We start from the raw sequence: 16,497 nt of genomic DNA, 5'->3' as shown, positions 1-16,497 counted from the left end.
AACGGGGCGGGCCCCGGAGCGGAGACGAACGGCATGACGAATCCGGCCGAGCGCCTGGTCGATCTTCTCGACCTGGAGCGGATCGAGGTCAACATCTTCCGGGGCCGCAGTCCGCACGAGTCCCTGCAACGGGTGTTCGGCGGGCAGGTCGCGGGGCAGGCGCTGGTGGCGGCCGGCCGGACCACCGACGGGGAGCGGCCGGTGCACTCGCTGTGGGGTGCTCGTCAGAGCCGGAGCCGGAGTCGTCCACGAAGGCGGCAGCGTCCGAGCCGGCTGCTGAACCAGTCGTCGACGAGACCCTGGAGCCGTCGCCGTCCGCCTCCGCCTCCGCCGGCCCCGTCATCAAGGTCGGCGGGGAGGGCACGTACGACGTTTACGAGACGGACGAGTACGGCGAGAACCCGAAGGTCGCCACGCAGCTCGAAGTGACCGTCAAGGCCGCGGAGTACGTGACGCCGGCTGAGATCGACAAGACGAACGAGCCGGAGCACGGCCAGTTCCTCCGCCTCACGATCACCGTGAAGAACGTCGGGAAGGGCGAAGGCGAGTTCGCCGCGTACGGAATGATGAAGTGGGAAGACGCTGAGACGGCCGCCCAGGAAGCAACCACGCTCGAAGGCGTCGGGGAGGGTCAGGACGTCGACACGACGTACAAGCCTGGCCAGTCGGTAACCGGCTCGCTGATCCTCGATGTCGGCGCCAAGGGCGGGACACTGAGCTACACAAGCAGCCTCACGGCCGACGCTCCGGCCTTCACCATCACGCTCCCGAAGTCGTAAGGTTCCGACATGCTGAAGTCATTCCTGGCAAAGCGCGGATACGGGGCGATAGACGAGCTGGCTCGCATCGCCTTCAAGCGCGGGGACACGATCTTCGTGAACAAGTTCCATCCGCGGCCGATGCAGAACGACACGGATCTGACGATCGCCATCAGCGACGTCGAAGCCATCGGGTGGACGCTCATCGACCGTCAGTCAGAGGGCGAAGGGCTCCAGCGGTTCGTGAGCCTGACGTTCCGCCGGCGCGAAGCCTGACATCCTCCTGACGTAGCTCAGCCCCGCTCACGGGTTCGCTCCTCCGTGGCGGGGCTGCGTCTGTGTCGGGACAGCAGGATTCGAACCTGCGGCCCTCCGCTCCCAAAGCGGATGCGCTACCAAGCTGCGCCATGTCCCGTTGTTTGCGGTGCAGTTGAACATCACGTAAGGTGCAGTCGTCATCTCCACATCTGACAGGAGCTCGTGTGCGCGAAACGGGGCTACAGCGGGGCTAAGAACCCGCTGTACATGGAAACGGACCACTCACCCAGGTGAGCCGTGCCGTTTCCGTCTACAACGTTTCGACACACATTGGAGTCCCTGCATGACGACTGCTCAGTCCCAGCCCTCCGCGTCTCGCAAGGGCCTGGAGATCACTACTGTCTTCTTCGCGGCCACGACTGCCGCACTCAGTGCGGGCATCATCGCCACCGTCTTCCACGCTCCGGCGTTCGTCGCAATTAGCGCCGGCGGCATGTCGTTCGTCGCCGCATTCACCCTTGGCATGAAGGTCTTTGAGCACCTCAGCCACAGCTAGGCGTGTGGGCGGGGGTTGGCGTCAGCCGCTCCCGCCCTCAGTGCGTCGCCGTGGAATCGAACCACGCAAGCCGCTCTCACAGCGCAGGCTCTACAGGCCCGCTTGCCTCCCAGGCATCCCCGCGTTCAGCGCGTCTGACACGCTACGGGCAGCTCCCCACCGAGGATTCAAACCTCGTCCTCCGAGTCCAGAGCCCGGTGTGCTGCCGAATAGACCAGCAGGGAAGGTGCTGCCCGGGTCCCGCCGTCGGACAGCCGCATCGGATCCAGCCCGGGTTGCCGGGTCAACCGTGGTCGCTGCTACGTCGGCCGCGCGCTAGCTAGCCGCAGCACGGGACGGCCCTCGTACCCCCACGGAGACTCGAACTCCGTTCCCCGGGGCGAAACCCGGGATCCTAACCCATAGACGATGGGGGCTTGCGCGTCCTCAGCGGGGGTCGAACCTGCGGTCTCTTGGTTGAGAACCAAGCGAGATAACCACTACTCCATGAAGACATGTACCTTGCGCCCGGATGGAGGGAATCGAACCCCCGTAGGCGGCTTTGGAGACCGCCGCTCTGCCACTGAGCTACATCCGATTGACGTCGGCCGCAGTATCACCGGACTGTTCTCCGGGTGCGATGGTTTCCCACCGCCTGCGACCATCCATCTGTGCCAAGCGATGGATTCGAACCACCGGCCTCCGGCGTATGAGACCGGCGCTCTACCGCTGAGCTAGCAAGGCGTGCACTGCGTAGTCCTGGAAGGATTCGAACCTTCGCCCTCCGCATCCGTAGTGCGGCGCTCCATCCAGACTGAGCTACAGGACCATGCGCTGTCCACGGCATTTAAGCCCCGGTGGCAGCACCTCACGAACAACCGTCCCTCCGCCCGGAGTCGAACCGGAATCACCGCGACCACAACGCGGGGCTCTACCATTGAGCTACGAAAGGTGTGACGTCAGAGGCTGGCTCCAAGAGGCCCCGGAGTGCCTGACGTCAAGGACGAGGCGTCGCGGACGGGATTCGAACCCGCGCCTCTCGCGGGGGCCCTCGGACCTACCCGCGAACGCTCTGCCTGACTGAGCTACCGCACACGCGTGCGCATCGCTCCACCTCGTCAATGGGCGCCGCGCGTTGTCGGGTGTCACCCCGCCGCGCCCCCTGCACCGGGACAGTGGTCGCTGACGAAGCGTCCGTCCGATGCAGCCCCGCCGTCCGTCTACTGAACGTCGAACGGGAAGAGAAGGGCGGCCGGCGCGCTCAACCGTGCTCTGCCCGGAGGAGAGTACGAGGAGCACAGGAGCGCGTCGGCCGTCAGGAGGGAGCGGGCGCCGCGCCATTCGCCGGCGCCGCCACTCTCCCTCTACCTCTGTTATGTGGGGCGTGTATCACGGTAATGATCATGGTCCGCCTCCCCCCCCGGGCCAGTCTGGCCAAAAAGGCAAACTAACCCCCTATTTCACTTCTCTCCAAGACGCGTTAGAGAGAGATAGAAATAAGGGGCCAGTCTGTCCATTTGGCCAATCTGACTGCCACATCGCCACTCAACGCAACGAATGAGCCCATCCATGTAACTCTATGCAACTATCCACAGCCACCCCGTGGGTACCGGAGGGGGCGGGCGACGTGGAGGCGGCCGACTGGGACGGCCCAGGTCGCCTACCGGCAACCAACAACGCCACTTCGGACCGTTATCTCATCGTAACCAACATGGGCCCGATGGCGCCCACTTGGCGGTCAGAGAAGCCCCTACCCATCACGAGTATGGGCTTCTCCACGACGACAGGGGCTCTCGACGAACTGTTCCCCACCCACTTCTCTACCGGGTCGGCGACGATATTCGCTCCGGGGCAGTTGAGCCCCTTGGATTTCGAGGGGCACCGATACCGCAGTCCGCGGCGGTACCCGTCGCTTCCCGGCTCGGTAGAGCCATCTCGGTACGTGCGTCCGTCGCATTCGTAACAGTGGAGGACGTATGTCAGCGGGCCGGTATTCTTTCTGCGGGGCCCTTCCGATCGAGCCCGCTGCGTCTCGCTCTGCGGCGTTGACTCGATCACTGCACGCAGCCGGTCTTGTTCATCCAGGGTGAGGATGGGGCGCGCTACGTACACAGGAAGGCCGTCATCCCCGCGCACGATGCGGCCCTCGTGGTCAGTGATGACGCCAGCAGTCGTGGGGTTCAGCAGGATGCGCATCAGCGTCTCACGGAGCCACTTGGTGCCCTTCGGCCCTTTGCCTGCGTCGATGAGGCGGCAGTCCGAATCAGTCGGCTCCCCTTCCGCGTTGAGCCGTTGAACTTCAGCATAGGGAGTCGACGGCACGCCGAACGCCCCGAAGATGTTGTCTGCGGCTCGTCGGATGATGCCGCATCTGTGGTGGTGATCGTTGAGTTTCCACCCCAGGGACTTGCCCGTTTCGGGATCCTTGCCGAGATGCACCTTGACGCGTCCGTATGGAACGCGTCCGCCAGGCCACCGCCCCTTCTGACGAAGGGTGTCGCGCGTCTCCTGGGCGCGCTCCTTGATCACCTCTAGCTCGTTCTCGGCGAACATGGCAGCGATGCCGGCGAACATCCTGCCTTCGCGGGTGGTGGGGTCGATGTTCATGCGCACCGTATTGATGCGCGTGCCGTTGTCGCGGCACCAGTCCAGCAGGCTGGAGAACCACACCACCCGACGGGCCCACCGGTCGGCGCGGAGTGCCACCATGCCGTCGTACGGCTTCGGCGGCGTGGGAGAGAGCCACTGAGAAAGGCCCTTTCTGCTCCACGGCGACACCTCCCCCGACACGTCCGTGTCCACCACCACCGCCACGACGACGCCGTGGGCGACGTCCTCCACCCAGCGCCGCCCCTCCTCCGTCTGCCGCTCCACGGACGTACTCTCGTCGGTGTCACGACTCAGCCGCACGTACACGATCCAGCGGTCCCCCGCCGAGCTGGCGGCCATCGTCGGCCGTCGCGAATGTCGGACGTTCCTGCGACGTGGTTCCGCTGCACTCATCTCGGTCACTAGCGCCTCCCCTGTTCACAAGGTGCGTGAATCCTGATCTGACGATCACGCGATGTGGTTCCACCGGCCCTTCCGGGCGGACGAATGGTTCCTGTACGACCAGGAGTCGCCCATCGCGACGGGGGGCCGGGGGCTGGCGCGCGGCCGGATCTATGACCGTGAGGGCCGGCTGCTGGTGTCCGTGGTGCAGGAGGGGCTGTTCCGGCGCCTGGGCGCGTAGCGGTGCCCGCGCCGCCTGTCGAACTGTCCGGTCTACCCTTCGAGGCCCAGCAGCAGAACACGAGGAGTGGGCGCGTGAGCGGCGTACTGACCATGATCCCCGTCCCCCGGGACACCACGGGCCGGGCTCCGGGAACGGACGGTCCGCCCGCTCCGGTGGGGCGGGTCATCAACCTCCGGGACGAGCGGGGCGGGCTCCGCACGGTCGCTCATGTGGAGCGCGACCTGCCGCCGGGCGGCATACCGGAGTACCTCGCGGCCCGGAAGGGCGGGGCGCGCTCCTTCGTCCTGTGGGCCGATCCGGACCGGCGGCAGCGGCTGGCCACCCTGGTCACCGTGTCGGTGAGCGGCGGCGTGGGGACGTACCGTGTGCTCGGCGACCGGGGCGAGCCGATCGGCACGCTCGTCCGTGAGAAGGCCCTCTCCGGGAAGGGACTGCGCACACGCTGGACGGTGACGCAGACCGGCTGCCCGGAGGCGGTCGGCTACAAGGGCCGGATCTTCTGGTGGTACGTCTGGTGGCTGCTGTTCCCCGTCCAGGCGGTCATCGCCACGCTCGCCCTGCTCAGCGGCAGCGGCGATGTCGCCCGTGGCCCCCGGCGCATCGTGTGGCGCGCGGGCGGGGAGGCGCCGCTGGAGTTCCGCTCGGACAAGGACGAGCTCCATCTGCACGCGGAGTGGTGCGACTGGCGGCTCGGTGCGGCGCTGGTGGCCCTGCTGCCGACGTTCGAGGGCTGGCTCGGCCACCCTTGGGACGACAAGAAGAAGTAGACGCCCGCGGTGCGTCCCGGCAGGGGACGGTCCGCCGCCCTGCCCTCGTACCGCCGTGAAAGGACCTCAGCTCCATGACCGAGATCGCCCTCGTGTCCGGCCCCGAACTGGTCACGTACGCCGATGAACTGGCCGCCCTCCTGGTGGAGACCGTCGAGGAGGGGTCGTCGGTGGGGTTCCTCGCCCCGCTGGACCGTGATGTCGCCGCCGCCTGGTGGCGCGAGCGGGCCGCGGCCCTCGACACGGGCGGCCTCCGTGTCTGGATCGCCCGTGACGGTGAGCGGGTGGCCGGCACCGTCGGTCTGATCCGGGCTCCGTTGCCGAACGCCCGGCACCGCGCGGAGGTCGCCAAGCTGATGGTCCGCCCCTCCGCCCGTGGCCGGGGGGTCGGCCGTTCGCTGCTCGCCGCCGTCGAGGAGTGGGCGGCCGGGGCCGGGGTGACGCTGCTGGTCCTGGACACGGAGAGCGGAAGCTCCGCCGAGCGGCTCTACCGCGCGGCGGGCTGGACCGCGTGCGGTTCGGTGCCCGGGTACGCCGCCGACCCGTCGGGGGTCCTGAAGGCGACCACGTACTACTACCGGGCGATCGGCTCCCCGGCGGGCCCGTCGGCGTCCTCGTAGGCGGCCCTGTCCGCCCAGCGGCGGTCCTCCCGCGGGCCACGAGATTGGCCTCCCACGGGACGGCGGCGGCCGAACACCTGGACGCGACGACCGGGCCGGCGAGACCCCCGGGAACCGGCGGTGTCCGGTACTCACGGAACCGCAGAATCCCCTCGCCGCGGTCTGGGTATCGTCCCTGGTGGACGCCCGAGCCCTGGAGGTACCACTGGCCGCCGCACTGCCCCGTCCGCCCATCGCCGCCAGGGCTTTCCTCCTGCGCGCGGTCGGGCCGACGGGCAGGCGGCCGGACCCGGAGGGGCGGGCCGTCGGCTTCGCTGCCGGGAACCTCCGGGCGTCCGGATGAACAACCGCGCATCGGAAACAAGGAGCGATCTCATGACGCTGCACGACATCCCGCTGAACACGCTGGCCGGCGAGCCGACCACCCTGGGCGCCTTCGGCGGCCGGGCCGTCCTGCTGGTGAACGTGGCCTCCAAATGCGGACTGACCCCGCAGTACGAAGGCCTGGAGCGGCTCCAGAATCAGTACGGGGAGCGCGGCTTCACCGTGGTCGGCGTGCCCTGCAACCAGTTCGCGGGCCAGGAGCCGGGCAGCGCGGAGGAGATCCGGACGTTCTGCTCGACGACGTACGGGATCACCTTCCCGCTCCTGGAGAAGCTCGACGTCAACGGGGAGGCTCGGCACCCGCTGTACGCGGAGCTCACGGCGCTCGCGGACGCGGAGGGCGAGGCCGGTGATGTGCAGTGGAACTTCGAGAAGTTCCTGATCTCACCGGCCGGTGTGCCGGTGGCCCGGATCCGTCCCGGCACCGATCCGGAGGCCCCCGAGGTCGTCGCTGCCATCGAGGCCCAGCTCCCGGCCTGACCCGACGCCGTGGGCCGCGCGGGGGTGCGTGTGTCCCCGCGCGGCCCACGGCCGGACGTGCCCGGCCCGCGTCCGCGGGTCCGGGCCCCGCGCGAACCGCTTCAGCGGATCGGCATGCCCGAGAGGGTCCGGGCGATCACCAGGCGCTGGATCTCGCTGGTGCCCTCGAAGATGGTGTAGATCGCCGCGTCCCGGTGCATCCGCTCCACCGGGTACTCCCGGGTGAAGCCGTTGCCGCCGAGGATCTGGATCGCCTGGGCGGTGACCTTCTTCGCGGTCTCGCTCGCGTAGAGCTTCGACATGGAGCCCTCCGCCGAGGTGAACGGCTTGCCGGCGGAGGCCATCCAGGAGGCGCGCCAGACGAGCAGCCGGGCCGCGTCGATCTGCGTGCGCATATCGGCGAGCTGGAAGGCGATGCCCTGGTTGTCGATGATCGGGCGGCCGAACTGGGTGCGTGTCCTCGCGTAGTCGAGGGCGACCTCGTACGCGGCACGGGCGGTGCCCACGGCCATGGCGCCGACGGCCGGACGGGACGCCTCGAAGGTGGCCATCGCGGCGTTCTTGACCCGCTCGCCGCCCGCCCTGACCCGCTCACGGGCCCGCGCGAGACGCTCGTCGAGCTTCTCCTTGCCGCCGAGCAGACAGTGTCCGGGTACCCGCACATCCTCCAGGACCACTTCGGCGGTGTGCGAGGCGCGGATGCCGTGCTTCTTGAACTTCTGCCCCTGCGAGAGGCCGGGGGTGCCCGGCGGCACGATGAACGAGGCGTGCCCCTTGGAGCCGAGCTCCGCGTCGACGACGGCCACGACGACATGGACGTTGGCGATGCCGCCGTTGGTCGCCCAGGTCTTCGTACCGTTGAGGACCCACTCGTCCTTGGCCCCGTCGTAGACGGCGCGGGTGCGCATCGAGGCGACGTCGGAGCCCGCGTCGGGCTCGGAGGAGCAGAAGGCGGCGACCTTCACATCGCCGGGGTCGCCGTACATCTGCGGGATCCAGGTGCCGATCTGCTCCTCGGTGCCATTGGCGAGGACGCCGACGGCCGCCAGGCCCGTACCGACGATCGACAGGGCTATGCCCGCGTCGCCCCAGAAGAGCTCCTCCATGGCCATGGGGATACCGAGGCCCGTGGGGTCGAAGAACTGCTGGGCGTAGAAGTCGAGGGAGTAGATGCCGACCTTGGCCGCCTCCTGGATGACGGGCCAGGGCGTTTCCTCACGCTCGTCCCACTCCGAAGCGGCCGGACGGATCACATCCTCGGCGAAGCCGTGGAGCCAGTCGCGGACCTGCTTCTGGTCGTCGTTGAGCTCAAGCGTGAACTCGGCCATGTTCCCCTCCATGCGCTGCTGCGAAAACATGCGTTACTTGCGGTAACAACAGTCTGTTACCGGCAAGTAGCCACTGTCAACCGCCCGGAAGCCGCCCGGCACACCCGCGGGGCAGGGTGTTACGTTGCCCGGGCGTGAAGAAATGCAAGGCCAGGGGTGGGGAGAGACACGGCATGGAGACCGCACGACAGGCCGAGCGGCAGCGGAGCGCGGCCGAACGCCGCCGCCGCGAGCTGCTGGAGGCCGCGGACCGAGTGGTGCTCAGGGACGGCCCCAAGGCATCGATGAACGCGATCGCCGCCGAGGCCGGAATCACCAAGCCCATCCTCTACCGGCACTTCGGCGACAAGGGCGGGCTGTACCGCGCACTCGCCAAACGGCACACCGACGCCCTGCTCAGCGCACTGCGGGCGGCCCTGGACGCACCGGCCGAGCGCCGCGAACGGGTGGAGGCCACACTCGACACCTATCTCGCCGCGATCGAGGCCCGCCCGCAGGTCTACCGCTTCCTGATGCACCCGTCCGACGACGACGCCACCCCCTCCCCCGAGCACGGCTTCGATGTCGGCCGGCACTCCGCCCCGCTGCTGCGCCGCCTGGGCGAGGAACTCGGCAAGGTGATCGCCGAGCGGGTGGACCTGGGCCCGGACAGCGAGCAGATGGCCCGTATCTGGGGCCACGGCATCGTCGGCATGATGCACGCCGCGGGCGACTGGTGGCTGGGCGACCGGCCCTGCTCCCGCGCCCAGTTGGTGGGCAGCCTCGCCGATCTGCTGTGGGGCCGGCTGGCCGCGGCGGGCGACCGGCCCGGCGGACCGGGCTTCTGACCTCCGGCGCCGCCGACGCCCGCCGGCAGCCGTATGCACGCCCCGCTCAGGCGCCGCTCCCCCAGGGCGCCCGCCGGGCCGCCCGCAGCGCCCTGGCCCGGCGCAGGCCGGTCAGCCGGTCGGTGTAGACCATGCCCTCAAGGTGGTCGCACTCGTGCTGGAGGCAGCGGGCGAACCAGCCCGTACCGGTGATCCGCACCGGTTCGCCGGTCACGTCGACCCCTTCGACGACCGCGTGGTCGAAGCGCGGCGTGCCCGCCTCGATGCCCGGAAGTGAAAGACACCCCTCCGGTCCGCGTACGGTAATGCCGTCCGCCTCGACCAGTTCCGGATTGACGATGTGCCCCAGGTGCCGGACCTCGTCGTCGTCCGGGCAGTCGTAGACGAACACCCTGAGCGGGACGCCGATCTGATTGGCGGCGAGCCCGACACCCTGCGCCGCGTACATGGTGGCGAACATGTCCTCGACCAGCCCTGCGAGCGAGGGCCCGAAGTCCGTGACGTCCTCGCAGACGCCGTGGAGGACCGGGTCGCCGAGCAGACTCATGGCACGGATGAGTCCGGAACTGCCGGGGATCGGGCGGTTTCGCATGGCGGCAAGCGTACGTTCCGCCGCGGCCACGGACTTCCCGTGGTGCCGCGGTGCGGTCGTCGCACCGGACATCGATAGGCTGGGCGTGGACCGATGCAAGGAGGATCTAGGACGATGGCAGGCAACACGGAGCCGTTGTCGCCGCGGGCCAAGCTGGCCGTGACGGCGGGCAAGGCCGCGGCGGCGGTGTCGCGCGCCGCGGGGCGCGGCAGCGGATCGGTGATCGGCGGCCGGGTGGCGCTCAAGCTCGACCCCGACCTGCTGGGGCGGCTGGCGCAGCACCTGGACGTGATCCTCGTGTCGGCGACGAACGGCAAGACGACCACCACCCGGCTGATCGCCGAGGCACTGCGGGCCGCCGGGCCCGTCGTGTCGAACGCGCTGGGCGCGAACATGCCCGCGGGCATCACCTCGGCACTGGCCGGCGGCTCGGACGCGAAGTACGGCGTGATCGAGGTCGACGAGAAGTACCTCGCCGGTGTCGCACGCGACACGACGCCCAAGGCGATCGCGCTGCTCAACCTCTCCCGCGACCAGCTGGACCGCGCGGCGGAGACCCGGATGCTCGCGGAGCACTGGCGTGAGGGGCTGTCCGGCTCGAAGGCCGTGATCATCGCCAACGCCGACGACCCGCTGATCGTGTGGGCGGCGTCCTCCTCCCCCAACGTGGTGTGGGTGGCGGCGGGACAGGCGTGGAAGGACGACGCGTGGTCCTGCCCGTCCTGCGGCGGTGTGATGCAGCGCCCCGGGGACGACTGGTTCTGCGGGCAGTGCGGCTTCCGCCGCCCCGCCCCGAGCTGGGCGCTGAACGGCGACTACGTACTGGACCCGCACGGTTCGGCGTGGCCGATCCACCTCCAGCTGCCGGGCCGGGCGAACAAGGCGAACGCCACGAGCTCGGCCGCCGTCGCGGCCGTCTTCGGGGTGCCGCCGCAGGTCGCCCTGGAGCGCATGTACCAGGTGCAGGCCGTCGCGGGCCGCTACGACGTGGTCTCCTTCCAGGGCCGTGAGCTGCGGCTCCTGCTGGCGAAGAACCCGGCGGGCTGGCTGGAGACCTTCTCCCTGATCGATCCGCCGCCGACCCCGGTGATCCTCTCCGTCAACGCCCGGGGCGCGGACGGCACGGACACCTCGTGGCTGTGGGACGTCGACTACACGCAGCTCGCCGGCCACCCGATCTTCGTGCTCGGCGACCGCAAGCTGGACCTCGCGGTCCGGCTGGAGGTGGCCGGTCTCGACTTCCGCGTCTGCGAGACCCTGGACGAGGCCGTCCAGCTGTCTCCGCCCGGCCGTATCGAGGCCATCGCCAACTACACCGCCTTCCAGGATCTGCGCCGTCGTGTCGGCAACTGACCCCGGCGCCGGCCACCTCCGGAGAGGACGAAGCATGAGCAACAACGGTCTGCGTCTGGTCTGGGTCTACCCCGACCTGCTCAGCACGTACGGCGACCAGGGCAACGCCCTGGTCGTGGAGCGCCGGGCCCGGCAGCGCGGTCTGGACGTGCAGCGTGTGGACGTACGCAGCGACCAGCCGGTCCCGACCTCGGGCGACATCTATCTGATCGGCGGTGGCGAGGACCGGCCGCAGCGGCTGGCCGCGGAGCGGCTGCGCCGCGACGGCGGGCTGAGCCGGGCCGCGTCCAACGGCGCGATCATCTTCTCGGTGTGCGCGGGCTACCAGATCCTGGGACACGAGTTCGTCAACGACCTCGGTGAGCGCGAGGCCGGCCTCGGCCTGCTCGACGTGGTCTCCACCCGCGGCGAGGGCGCCCGGTGCGTCGGCGACGTACTGGCGGACATCGACCCGCACCTGGGGCTGCCGCCCCTGACCGGGTTCGAGAACCACCAGGGCGTCACCCATCTCGGCCCCACCGCACGGCCGTTCGCCCGGGTCCAGTTCGGCCGCGGCAACGGCACCGGGGACGGCACCGAGGGCGCGTACAGCGACACCGTCTTCGGTACGTACATGCACGGTCCGGTGATGGCCCGCAATCCGCTGATCGCGGACCTGCTGCTGAAGCTGGCCCTCGATGTGAACGCGCTGCCGCCGACGGACGACCGCTGGTACGACGCGCTCCGCTCCGAGCGCATCGCCTCGGCGACACAGCCCGCCTGAGGCGTTTTTCGCTCAACTGAGCGGAGTCCAGCAGGCGGACGTCCGGTTCGGTCCCGCCACCCTGCGCCGGTAGGGTGGCGGGGATCCAACCGGACGACGTGGTCCGGTCGTCGGCCCACGTTGCAAAGGTTTCCCGGGCAATGCGAATTGGTGTGCTCACCTCCGGCGGCGACTGCCCCGGCCTCAACGCAGTCATCCGATCCGTCGTGCACCGCGCGGTGGTCGACCACGGCGACGAGGTCATCGGCTTCCACGACGGCTGGAAGGGACTGCTGGAGTGCGACTACCGCAAGCTCGATCTGGACGCGGTGGGTGGCATCCTGGCGCTCGGCGGCACCATTCTCGGCTCCTCCCGGGTCCAGCCCGCGCATCTGCGTGACGGTGTGGAGCGGGCCCGCGGCCATGTCGCCGAGCTCGGTCTGGACGCGATCATCCCGATCGGCGGCGAGGGCACGCTGAAGGCGGCCAATCTGCTCTCCGAGGCGGGCCTGCCGATCGTCGGGGTGCCGAAGACCATCGACAACGACATCGCCTCCACGGACGTGACCTTCGGTTTCGACACGGCCGTCGGGGTCGCCACCGAGGCGCTGGACCGGCTGAAGACCACCGCCGAGTCGCACCAGCGGGTACTGATCGTCGAGGTCATGGGGCGGCACACCGGCTGGATCGCCCTTCACTCGGGCATGGCCGCCGGGGCGCACGCCATCGTCGTTCCCGAGCGCCCCTTCGACATCGACGAGCTGACCGACGTGGTCGGCAAGCGCTTCTCCGCGGGCAAGAAGTTCGCGATCGTCGTGGTCGCCGAGGGCGCGAAGCCGCGCGCGGGCTCCATGGAGTTCGAGCAGGGCGCCAAGGACATCTACGGTCACGAGCGCTTCGCCGGAGTGGCCACGCAGCTCTCCATCGAGCTGGAGCAGCGCCTCTCCAAGGAGGCCCGGCCGGTGATACTCGGCCATGTCCAGCGCGGCGGAACGCCCACCGCGTACGACCGCGTCCTCGCCACCCGCTTCGGCTGGCACGCGGTGGAGGCGGCGCACCGGGGCGAGTTCGGCATGATGACGGCGCTGCGCGGCACGGACATCACCATGGTGCCGCTGGCGGCCGCCGTGGAGACGCTGAAGACGGTTCCCGCCGACCGGTACGCCGAGGCGGAGTGCGTGCTCTGAGCGGCACGACCTGAGTAACTGCCCCCGGACGCAACCGCGGCCGGGGGCAGTTCTACTCTGGAGCGGACAACCGGCACGAAACGGGGACGTCCGTCCCCATCGGGAGTGAACAGATGGATCACAGCGGGCACGGCATGAACATGGATCTGCCGCCGTTCACGCTGGGCCGCGGGCTCGAGTTCTCCGCGGAGCCGTTCTTCCTGACCGGCTGCGCACTCGCCCTCGCCCTGTACGGATACTCCGTGGTGCGGCTGCGCAGGCGCGGTGACGGCTGGCCGGTCAACCGGACCGTCTTCTTCGTCATCGGTGTGCTGAGCATCGCCCTGGTGATGTGCACCAAGCTCAACGACTACGGCATGGTCATGTTCAGCGTGCACATGGTGCAGCACATGGTGATCAGCATGCTGTCGCCGATCCTGCTGCTGCTGGGTGCTCCGGTGACACTGGCGCTGCGGGCGCTGCCGGTGGCGGGACGGGGCCGTACCGGGCCGCGCGAACTGCTGCTCATGCTGCTGCACAGCCGGTACATGAAGATCATCACGCATCCGGTGTTCACGATTCCGCTGTTCATCGCCAGCCTCTACGGGCTGTACTTCACCCCGCTCTTCGACTTCCTGATGGGCTCCAAGCCCGGTCATATCGCGATGATGGTGCACTTCCTCGCGGTCGGCCTGGTGTTCTTCTGGCCGATCATGGGCGTCGACCCGGGTCCGCACCGCCCGGGATATGTGATGCGGATGCTGGAGCTGTTCGCGGGCATGCCGTTCCACGCGTTCTTCGGCATCGCCCTGATGATGGCGACCACGCCCATGGTGGAGACCTACAAGAACCCGCCGGCCTCGCTGGGCATCGAGGCGCTGAGCGATCAGGGCTGGGCCGGCGGCATCGCGTGGGCGTTCAGCGAGATCCCCTCGGTACTGGTGCTCATCGCGCTGGTCTTCCAGTGGTACCGCTCCGAGCAGCGGGTCGCCAAGCGCGCGGACCGGGCCGCCGACCGGGACGGCGACCAGGAGCTGGCGGCGTACAACGCGTATCTCGCCTCTTTGCAGGCACGCGGACGGTAGCGCGGGGCATGTCCACGGGGTGACCATGGGCTCAACGGCCGCCCGGCCGATGAGGAGCGTGCGCTCATGTCCGGATCGACGAAGACCATGGGAGTCATGACCGTCGGAGCACTGGTGGCGGTGACCGCGTACACAGTGGCTCTCGGGAGCAACGGCTGGCTCTGGTTCGGATGGGTGGTGCTGGGTCTCATCACGCTCGGGATGCTCGCCACCCCGGATACTCCGGACCGGCCATGACCTGCTCCGGACAGGGCGGCACCTGGTGTGCGGGCCGCCCTCCCGGGGCGCGTGGCGGCATCCCCCGTCGGAGTGGGAAGCATGCCCGGCGGAAGCAGGGGCAGGAGCCGGGGTGACCGGTGAGTACGGCCGTTCCGCGCCACCGGGGACCCTGGACCGACGGTCCCCCGCACCACGACGACCTGGTAACACGCAGCCCTGACGCCGACCCCGGCAGAGCGAGGTGCACACCATCCGTGTTCTATTACGTCCTGAAATATGCCGTTCTGGGGCCCATTCTGCGACTGCTGTTCCGGCCACGGATCGAGGGCCTGGAGCACATTCCGGCCGACGGTGCGGCCATCGTCGCGGGCAATCACCTGTCGTTCTCCGACCACTTCCTGATGCCGGCGATCCTCAAGCGCCGCATCACCTTCCTCGCGAAGGCCGAGTACTTCACCGGGCCGGGTGTGAAAGGCAGGCTGACCGCCGCGTTCTTCCGCAGCGCGGGGCAGATTCCGGTGGACCGGTCGGGCAAGGACGCCGGCCGGGCGGCGATCCGTGAGGGCCTGGGGGTGCTGGGCAAGGGGGAGCTGCTGGGGATCTACCCGGAGGGCACCCGCTCGCACGACGGCCGGCTGTACAAGGGCAAGGTCGGGGTCGCGGTGATGGCGATCAAGGCCCAGGTGCCGGTGATTCCGTGCGCGATGGTCGGGACGTTCGAGATCCAGCCGCCCGGTCAGGTCGTCCCCCGGGTCAGGCGGGTCACGATCCGGTTCGGTGAGCCGCTGGACTTCTCGCGCTATGCGGGCCTGGAGGACCAGAAGGCGGCGATCCGGGCGGTCACCGACGAGATCATGTACGCGATCCTGGGCCTCTCGGGCCAGGAGTACGTCGACGAGTACGCGGCCAAGGTGAAGGCCGGGCAGCCGGCGCAGCCGAAGAGGTTCCCGAAACTGCGACGCTGACGGCGAATTCGCCGGCGGCGAAGTCCGCCCGTCGGCGGGCCGGAACGCGCCTAGCCTTCCTCGCATGATCAAGGGAAGCGCATGGGTGCTCGGAGCGACGGGACAGATCGGGCGGGCCGCCGTACGGGCCCTGACCGAGGACGGCTGGGAGGTGACCGCCGCCTCGCTCGGCGGAGGCCATGACGAGCGGTGGGCGGACGGCGTCCGGACCGTACGCCTCGACCGGGACGAGGAGGGCGCGCTCGCGACGGCACTCGGCCCGGGGTGCGACGTCCTGGTGGACATGGTGGCGTTCGACGCGGCGCATGCCCGGCAGTTGACGGGGCTGGCCGGGCGGATCGGTTCGGCGGTCGTCATATCCAGCGGTGCGGTGTACGAGGACGATCGGGGACGCGGTTTCGACACCCAGGGGGAGCCCGACGGCGCGCCGGCCTATCCGGTGCCCATGGGTGAGGAACAGCGCACGGTGGCGCCCGGGGACACGACGTACGGGACGCGGAAGGTCGAGCTGGAGAAGCTGCTGCTGGCGGCGGTCGGGGAACTGCCCGTGACGCTGCTGCGGGCGAGCGCGGTCCATGGACCGTACTGCCGGACCCCGCGCGAGCTGTATTTCGTGAAGCGGGTGCTGGACGGCCGCAGGCGCCGGGTGCTGGCGTTCGGCGGGAGGAGCGTCTTCCATCCGGTCCACGCCTCCAATGTGGCCGAGCTGATCCGGCTGGCCGCGTCGCGGCCGGGCTCGCGCGTGCTGAACGCCGCTGACCCGCAGGCCCCGACGGTCGCGGAGATCGGTGCGGCGGTCGACGAGGTGCTGGGCGTGGAGACGGAGACCGTGCTGATGGAAGGGGCACCCGGGGCGGACGGGGTCGGGGACAGCCCGTGGAGCATCGAGCATCCGGTGGTGTACGACATGTCGGCGGCGGAGCGTGAGTTGGGCTACCGCCCCGTGACGGGCTACGCCGAGTCGCTTCCCGGGACGGTCGAATGGCTGGCCGCGCGACTGGCCGGACGGGAGTGGGCGGACGCCTTCCCCAAGATGGCCCGGAACTACGGCCCGGGGCTCTTCGACTACGCGGCGGAGGACGTCTGGCTGGCCCGGTACGACGCCGGGACGATCTGAGGCCGACCCCTGACGGGACGAGGCGGGCGGCCGGAGGAGACGCTCCGGCCGCCCGCCCCTGTTGTG

17 protein-coding genes, 7 tRNA genes and 2 pseudogenes are annotated in these 16,497 nt (G+C 69.5%); 16 read left to right on the top strand and 10 right to left on the bottom strand.

Annotated features, from left to right (window positions below):
• Nucleotides 1-33 precede the first annotated feature (33 nt).
• From ACIGJO_RS25060 to ACIGJO_RS25050, 3 genes and pseudogenes are all read left to right on the top strand, one after another.
• A pseudogene (locus tag ACIGJO_RS25060) lies at nt 34-213 on the top strand (acyl-CoA thioesterase); the annotation flags it as partial.
• Nucleotides 213-779, top strand: a complete 567-nt coding sequence (locus tag ACIGJO_RS25055) for a DUF4352 domain-containing protein (RefSeq protein WP_399961578.1) — start codon at nt 213-215, stop codon at nt 777-779. The pseudogene ACIGJO_RS25060 and the gene ACIGJO_RS25055, both read left to right, overlap by 1 nt.
• A 9-nt stretch (nt 780-788) precedes the next feature.
• Nucleotides 789-1,034 (top strand): hypothetical protein, encoded by a 246-nt coding sequence (locus tag ACIGJO_RS25050; RefSeq protein WP_399961576.1) that lies wholly within the window; start codon nt 789-791, stop codon nt 1,032-1,034.
• A gap of 65 nt (nt 1,035-1,099) precedes the next feature.
• On the opposite strand, the gene ACIGJO_RS25045 is transcribed toward ACIGJO_RS25050, so the two are convergent.
• Nucleotides 1,100-1,173, bottom strand: a tRNA-Pro gene (locus ACIGJO_RS25045).
• Between the two features lie 186 nt (nt 1,174-1,359).
• On the opposite strand from ACIGJO_RS25045, the gene ACIGJO_RS25040 reads away from it, so the two are divergent.
• Nucleotides 1,360-1,572, top strand: coding sequence for a hypothetical protein (locus ACIGJO_RS25040; RefSeq protein ID WP_399961574.1), 213 nt, complete (start codon nt 1,360-1,362; stop codon nt 1,570-1,572).
• A 421-nt stretch (nt 1,573-1,993) separates the two neighbouring features.
• Here the strand turns inward: ACIGJO_RS25040 and ACIGJO_RS25035 are convergent.
• The 7 genes from ACIGJO_RS25035 to ACIGJO_RS25005 all read right to left on the bottom strand — a co-directional run bounded on the left by ACIGJO_RS25035 (nt 1,994) and on the right by ACIGJO_RS25005 (nt 4,500).
• Nucleotides 1,994-2,066, bottom strand: a tRNA-Glu gene (locus tag ACIGJO_RS25035).
• Nucleotides 2,067-2,078: 12 nt separating this feature from the next.
• Nucleotides 2,079-2,149, bottom strand: a tRNA-Trp gene (locus ACIGJO_RS25030).
• Between the two features lie 74 nt (nt 2,150-2,223).
• A tRNA-Met gene (locus ACIGJO_RS25025) sits at nt 2,224-2,295 on the bottom strand.
• 10 nt (nt 2,296-2,305) lie between these two features.
• Nucleotides 2,306-2,380, bottom strand: a tRNA-Arg gene (locus ACIGJO_RS25020).
• A 52-nt stretch (nt 2,381-2,432) separates the two neighbouring features.
• A tRNA-His gene (locus ACIGJO_RS25015) sits at nt 2,433-2,503 on the bottom strand.
• Nucleotides 2,504-2,560: 57 nt separating this feature from the next.
• Nucleotides 2,561-2,647 (bottom strand) — tRNA-OTHER (locus ACIGJO_RS25010).
• 596 nt (nt 2,648-3,243) lie between these two features.
• On the bottom strand, nt 3,244-4,500 hold the full coding sequence (locus tag ACIGJO_RS25005; protein WP_399961734.1) for a recombinase family protein: 1,257 nt from the start codon (nt 4,498-4,500) through the stop codon (nt 3,244-3,246).
• A 106-nt stretch (nt 4,501-4,606) separates the two neighbouring features.
• On the opposite strand from ACIGJO_RS25005, the pseudogene ACIGJO_RS25000 reads away from it, so the two are divergent.
• The 4 genes and pseudogenes from ACIGJO_RS25000 to ACIGJO_RS24985 form a co-directional block, all read left to right on the top strand.
• Nucleotides 4,607-4,783, top strand: a pseudogene (locus tag ACIGJO_RS25000) (acyl-CoA thioesterase); the annotation flags it as partial.
• Nucleotides 4,784-4,857: 74 nt separating this feature from the next.
• The gene (locus ACIGJO_RS24995; RefSeq protein WP_399961572.1) at nt 4,858-5,553 is read left to right on the top strand and encodes a hypothetical protein; all 696 of its coding nucleotides are present in this window, start codon (nt 4,858-4,860) and stop codon (nt 5,551-5,553) included.
• Between the two features lie 74 nt (nt 5,554-5,627).
• Nucleotides 5,628-6,173 carry a GNAT family N-acetyltransferase gene (locus ACIGJO_RS24990; protein WP_399961570.1) on the top strand — a complete coding sequence of 182 codons (546 nt, stop codon included), beginning with the start codon at nt 5,628-5,630 and terminating at the stop codon, nt 6,171-6,173.
• Nucleotides 6,174-6,548: 375 nt separating this feature from the next.
• On the top strand, nt 6,549-7,037 hold the full coding sequence (locus ACIGJO_RS24985) for a glutathione peroxidase (RefSeq protein WP_399961568.1): 489 nt from the start codon (nt 6,549-6,551) through the stop codon (nt 7,035-7,037).
• Nucleotides 7,038-7,138: 101 nt separating this feature from the next.
• Here ACIGJO_RS24985 and ACIGJO_RS24980 read toward each other — a convergent pair whose 3' ends face one another.
• Nucleotides 7,139-8,365, bottom strand: coding sequence for an acyl-CoA dehydrogenase family protein (locus tag ACIGJO_RS24980; protein WP_399961565.1), 1,227 nt, complete (start codon nt 8,363-8,365; stop codon nt 7,139-7,141).
• A gap of 173 nt (nt 8,366-8,538) precedes the next feature.
• Here ACIGJO_RS24980 and ACIGJO_RS24975 point away from each other — a divergent pair, with 173 nt between their 5' ends.
• Nucleotides 8,539-9,192, top strand: a complete 654-nt coding sequence (locus tag ACIGJO_RS24975) for a TetR family transcriptional regulator (RefSeq protein WP_399961563.1) — start codon at nt 8,539-8,541, stop codon at nt 9,190-9,192.
• Nucleotides 9,193-9,238: 46 nt separating this feature from the next.
• Here ACIGJO_RS24975 and def read toward each other — a convergent pair whose 3' ends face one another.
• Nucleotides 9,239-9,784: a peptide deformylase gene (gene def, locus ACIGJO_RS24970; protein ID WP_399961561.1), complete on the bottom strand. Its 546-nt coding sequence runs from the start codon at nt 9,782-9,784 to the stop codon at nt 9,239-9,241.
• A gap of 114 nt (nt 9,785-9,898) precedes the next feature.
• Here def and ACIGJO_RS24965 point away from each other — a divergent pair, with 114 nt between their 5' ends.
• The 7 genes from ACIGJO_RS24965 (at nt 9,899) to ACIGJO_RS24935 (ending at nt 16,431) form a co-directional block, all read left to right on the top strand.
• Nucleotides 9,899-11,137 (top strand): MurT ligase domain-containing protein, encoded by a 1,239-nt coding sequence (locus ACIGJO_RS24965; protein ID WP_399961558.1) that lies wholly within the window; start codon nt 9,899-9,901, stop codon nt 11,135-11,137.
• Nucleotides 11,138-11,171: 34 nt separating this feature from the next.
• Nucleotides 11,172-11,900, top strand: coding sequence for a type 1 glutamine amidotransferase (locus tag ACIGJO_RS24960; protein WP_399961556.1), 729 nt, complete (start codon nt 11,172-11,174; stop codon nt 11,898-11,900).
• 140 nt (nt 11,901-12,040) lie between these two features.
• Complete coding sequence (locus ACIGJO_RS24955; protein ID WP_399961554.1) at nt 12,041-13,066, top strand: 6-phosphofructokinase; 1,026 nt, start codon at nt 12,041-12,043, stop codon at nt 13,064-13,066.
• A gap of 113 nt (nt 13,067-13,179) precedes the next feature.
• The gene (locus ACIGJO_RS24950; RefSeq protein WP_399961552.1) at nt 13,180-14,130 is read left to right on the top strand and encodes a cytochrome c oxidase assembly protein; all 951 of its coding nucleotides are present in this window, start codon (nt 13,180-13,182) and stop codon (nt 14,128-14,130) included.
• Nucleotides 14,131-14,196: 66 nt separating this feature from the next.
• A complete protein-coding gene (locus tag ACIGJO_RS24945; RefSeq protein ID WP_266928956.1) occupies nt 14,197-14,367 on the top strand; it encodes a hypothetical protein in 171 nt (56 codons plus the stop codon).
• Nucleotides 14,368-14,603: 236 nt separating this feature from the next.
• Nucleotides 14,604-15,314: a lysophospholipid acyltransferase family protein gene (locus tag ACIGJO_RS24940; protein ID WP_399961549.1), complete on the top strand. Its 711-nt coding sequence runs from the start codon at nt 14,604-14,606 to the stop codon at nt 15,312-15,314.
• A 64-nt stretch (nt 15,315-15,378) separates the two neighbouring features.
• Complete coding sequence (locus ACIGJO_RS24935) at nt 15,379-16,431, top strand: NAD-dependent epimerase/dehydratase family protein (RefSeq protein WP_399961547.1); 1,053 nt, start codon at nt 15,379-15,381, stop codon at nt 16,429-16,431.
• Nucleotides 16,432-16,497: the final 66 nt, after the last annotated feature.

The sequence above is a fragment of the Streptomyces sp. NPDC079020 genome (assembly GCF_044542225.1).
Lineage (GTDB): Bacteria > Actinomycetota > Actinomycetes > Streptomycetales > Streptomycetaceae > Streptomyces.
The sequence above is the reverse complement of the archived record's forward strand: the minus strand, read 5'-3'. Positions and strand labels throughout refer to the sequence as shown.

Excerpts from the sequence above, each read along its gene's own strand:
- ACIGJO_RS25050 (WP_399961576.1), top strand. The coding sequence starts at position 789 with ATGCTGAAGTCATTCCTGGCAAAGCGCGGATACGGGGCGATAGACGAG.
- ACIGJO_RS25040 (WP_399961574.1), top strand. The coding sequence starts at position 1,360 with ATGACGACTGCTCAGTCCCAGCCCTCCGCGTCTCGCAAGGGCCTGGAG.
- ACIGJO_RS25005 (WP_399961734.1), bottom strand. The coding sequence starts at position 4,500 with ATGGCCGCCAGCTCGGCGGGGGACCGCTGGATCGTGTACGTGCGGCTG.
- ACIGJO_RS24990 (WP_399961570.1), top strand. The coding sequence starts at position 5,628 with ATGACCGAGATCGCCCTCGTGTCCGGCCCCGAACTGGTCACGTACGCC.
- ACIGJO_RS24985 (WP_399961568.1), top strand. The coding sequence starts at position 6,549 with ATGACGCTGCACGACATCCCGCTGAACACGCTGGCCGGCGAGCCGACC.
- ACIGJO_RS24980 (WP_399961565.1), bottom strand. The coding sequence starts at position 8,365 with ATGGCCGAGTTCACGCTTGAGCTCAACGACGACCAGAAGCAGGTCCGC.
- ACIGJO_RS24975 (WP_399961563.1), top strand. The coding sequence starts at position 8,539 with ATGGAGACCGCACGACAGGCCGAGCGGCAGCGGAGCGCGGCCGAACGC.
- def (WP_399961561.1), bottom strand. The coding sequence starts at position 9,784 with ATGCGAAACCGCCCGATCCCCGGCAGTTCCGGACTCATCCGTGCCATG.
- ACIGJO_RS24965 (WP_399961558.1), top strand. The coding sequence starts at position 9,899 with ATGGCAGGCAACACGGAGCCGTTGTCGCCGCGGGCCAAGCTGGCCGTG.
- ACIGJO_RS24960 (WP_399961556.1), top strand. The coding sequence starts at position 11,172 with ATGAGCAACAACGGTCTGCGTCTGGTCTGGGTCTACCCCGACCTGCTC.
- ACIGJO_RS24955 (WP_399961554.1), top strand. The coding sequence starts at position 12,041 with ATGCGAATTGGTGTGCTCACCTCCGGCGGCGACTGCCCCGGCCTCAAC.
- ACIGJO_RS24950 (WP_399961552.1), top strand. The coding sequence starts at position 13,180 with ATGGATCACAGCGGGCACGGCATGAACATGGATCTGCCGCCGTTCACG.
- ACIGJO_RS24945 (WP_266928956.1), top strand. The coding sequence starts at position 14,197 with ATGTCCGGATCGACGAAGACCATGGGAGTCATGACCGTCGGAGCACTG.
- ACIGJO_RS24935 (WP_399961547.1), top strand. The coding sequence starts at position 15,379 with ATGATCAAGGGAAGCGCATGGGTGCTCGGAGCGACGGGACAGATCGGG.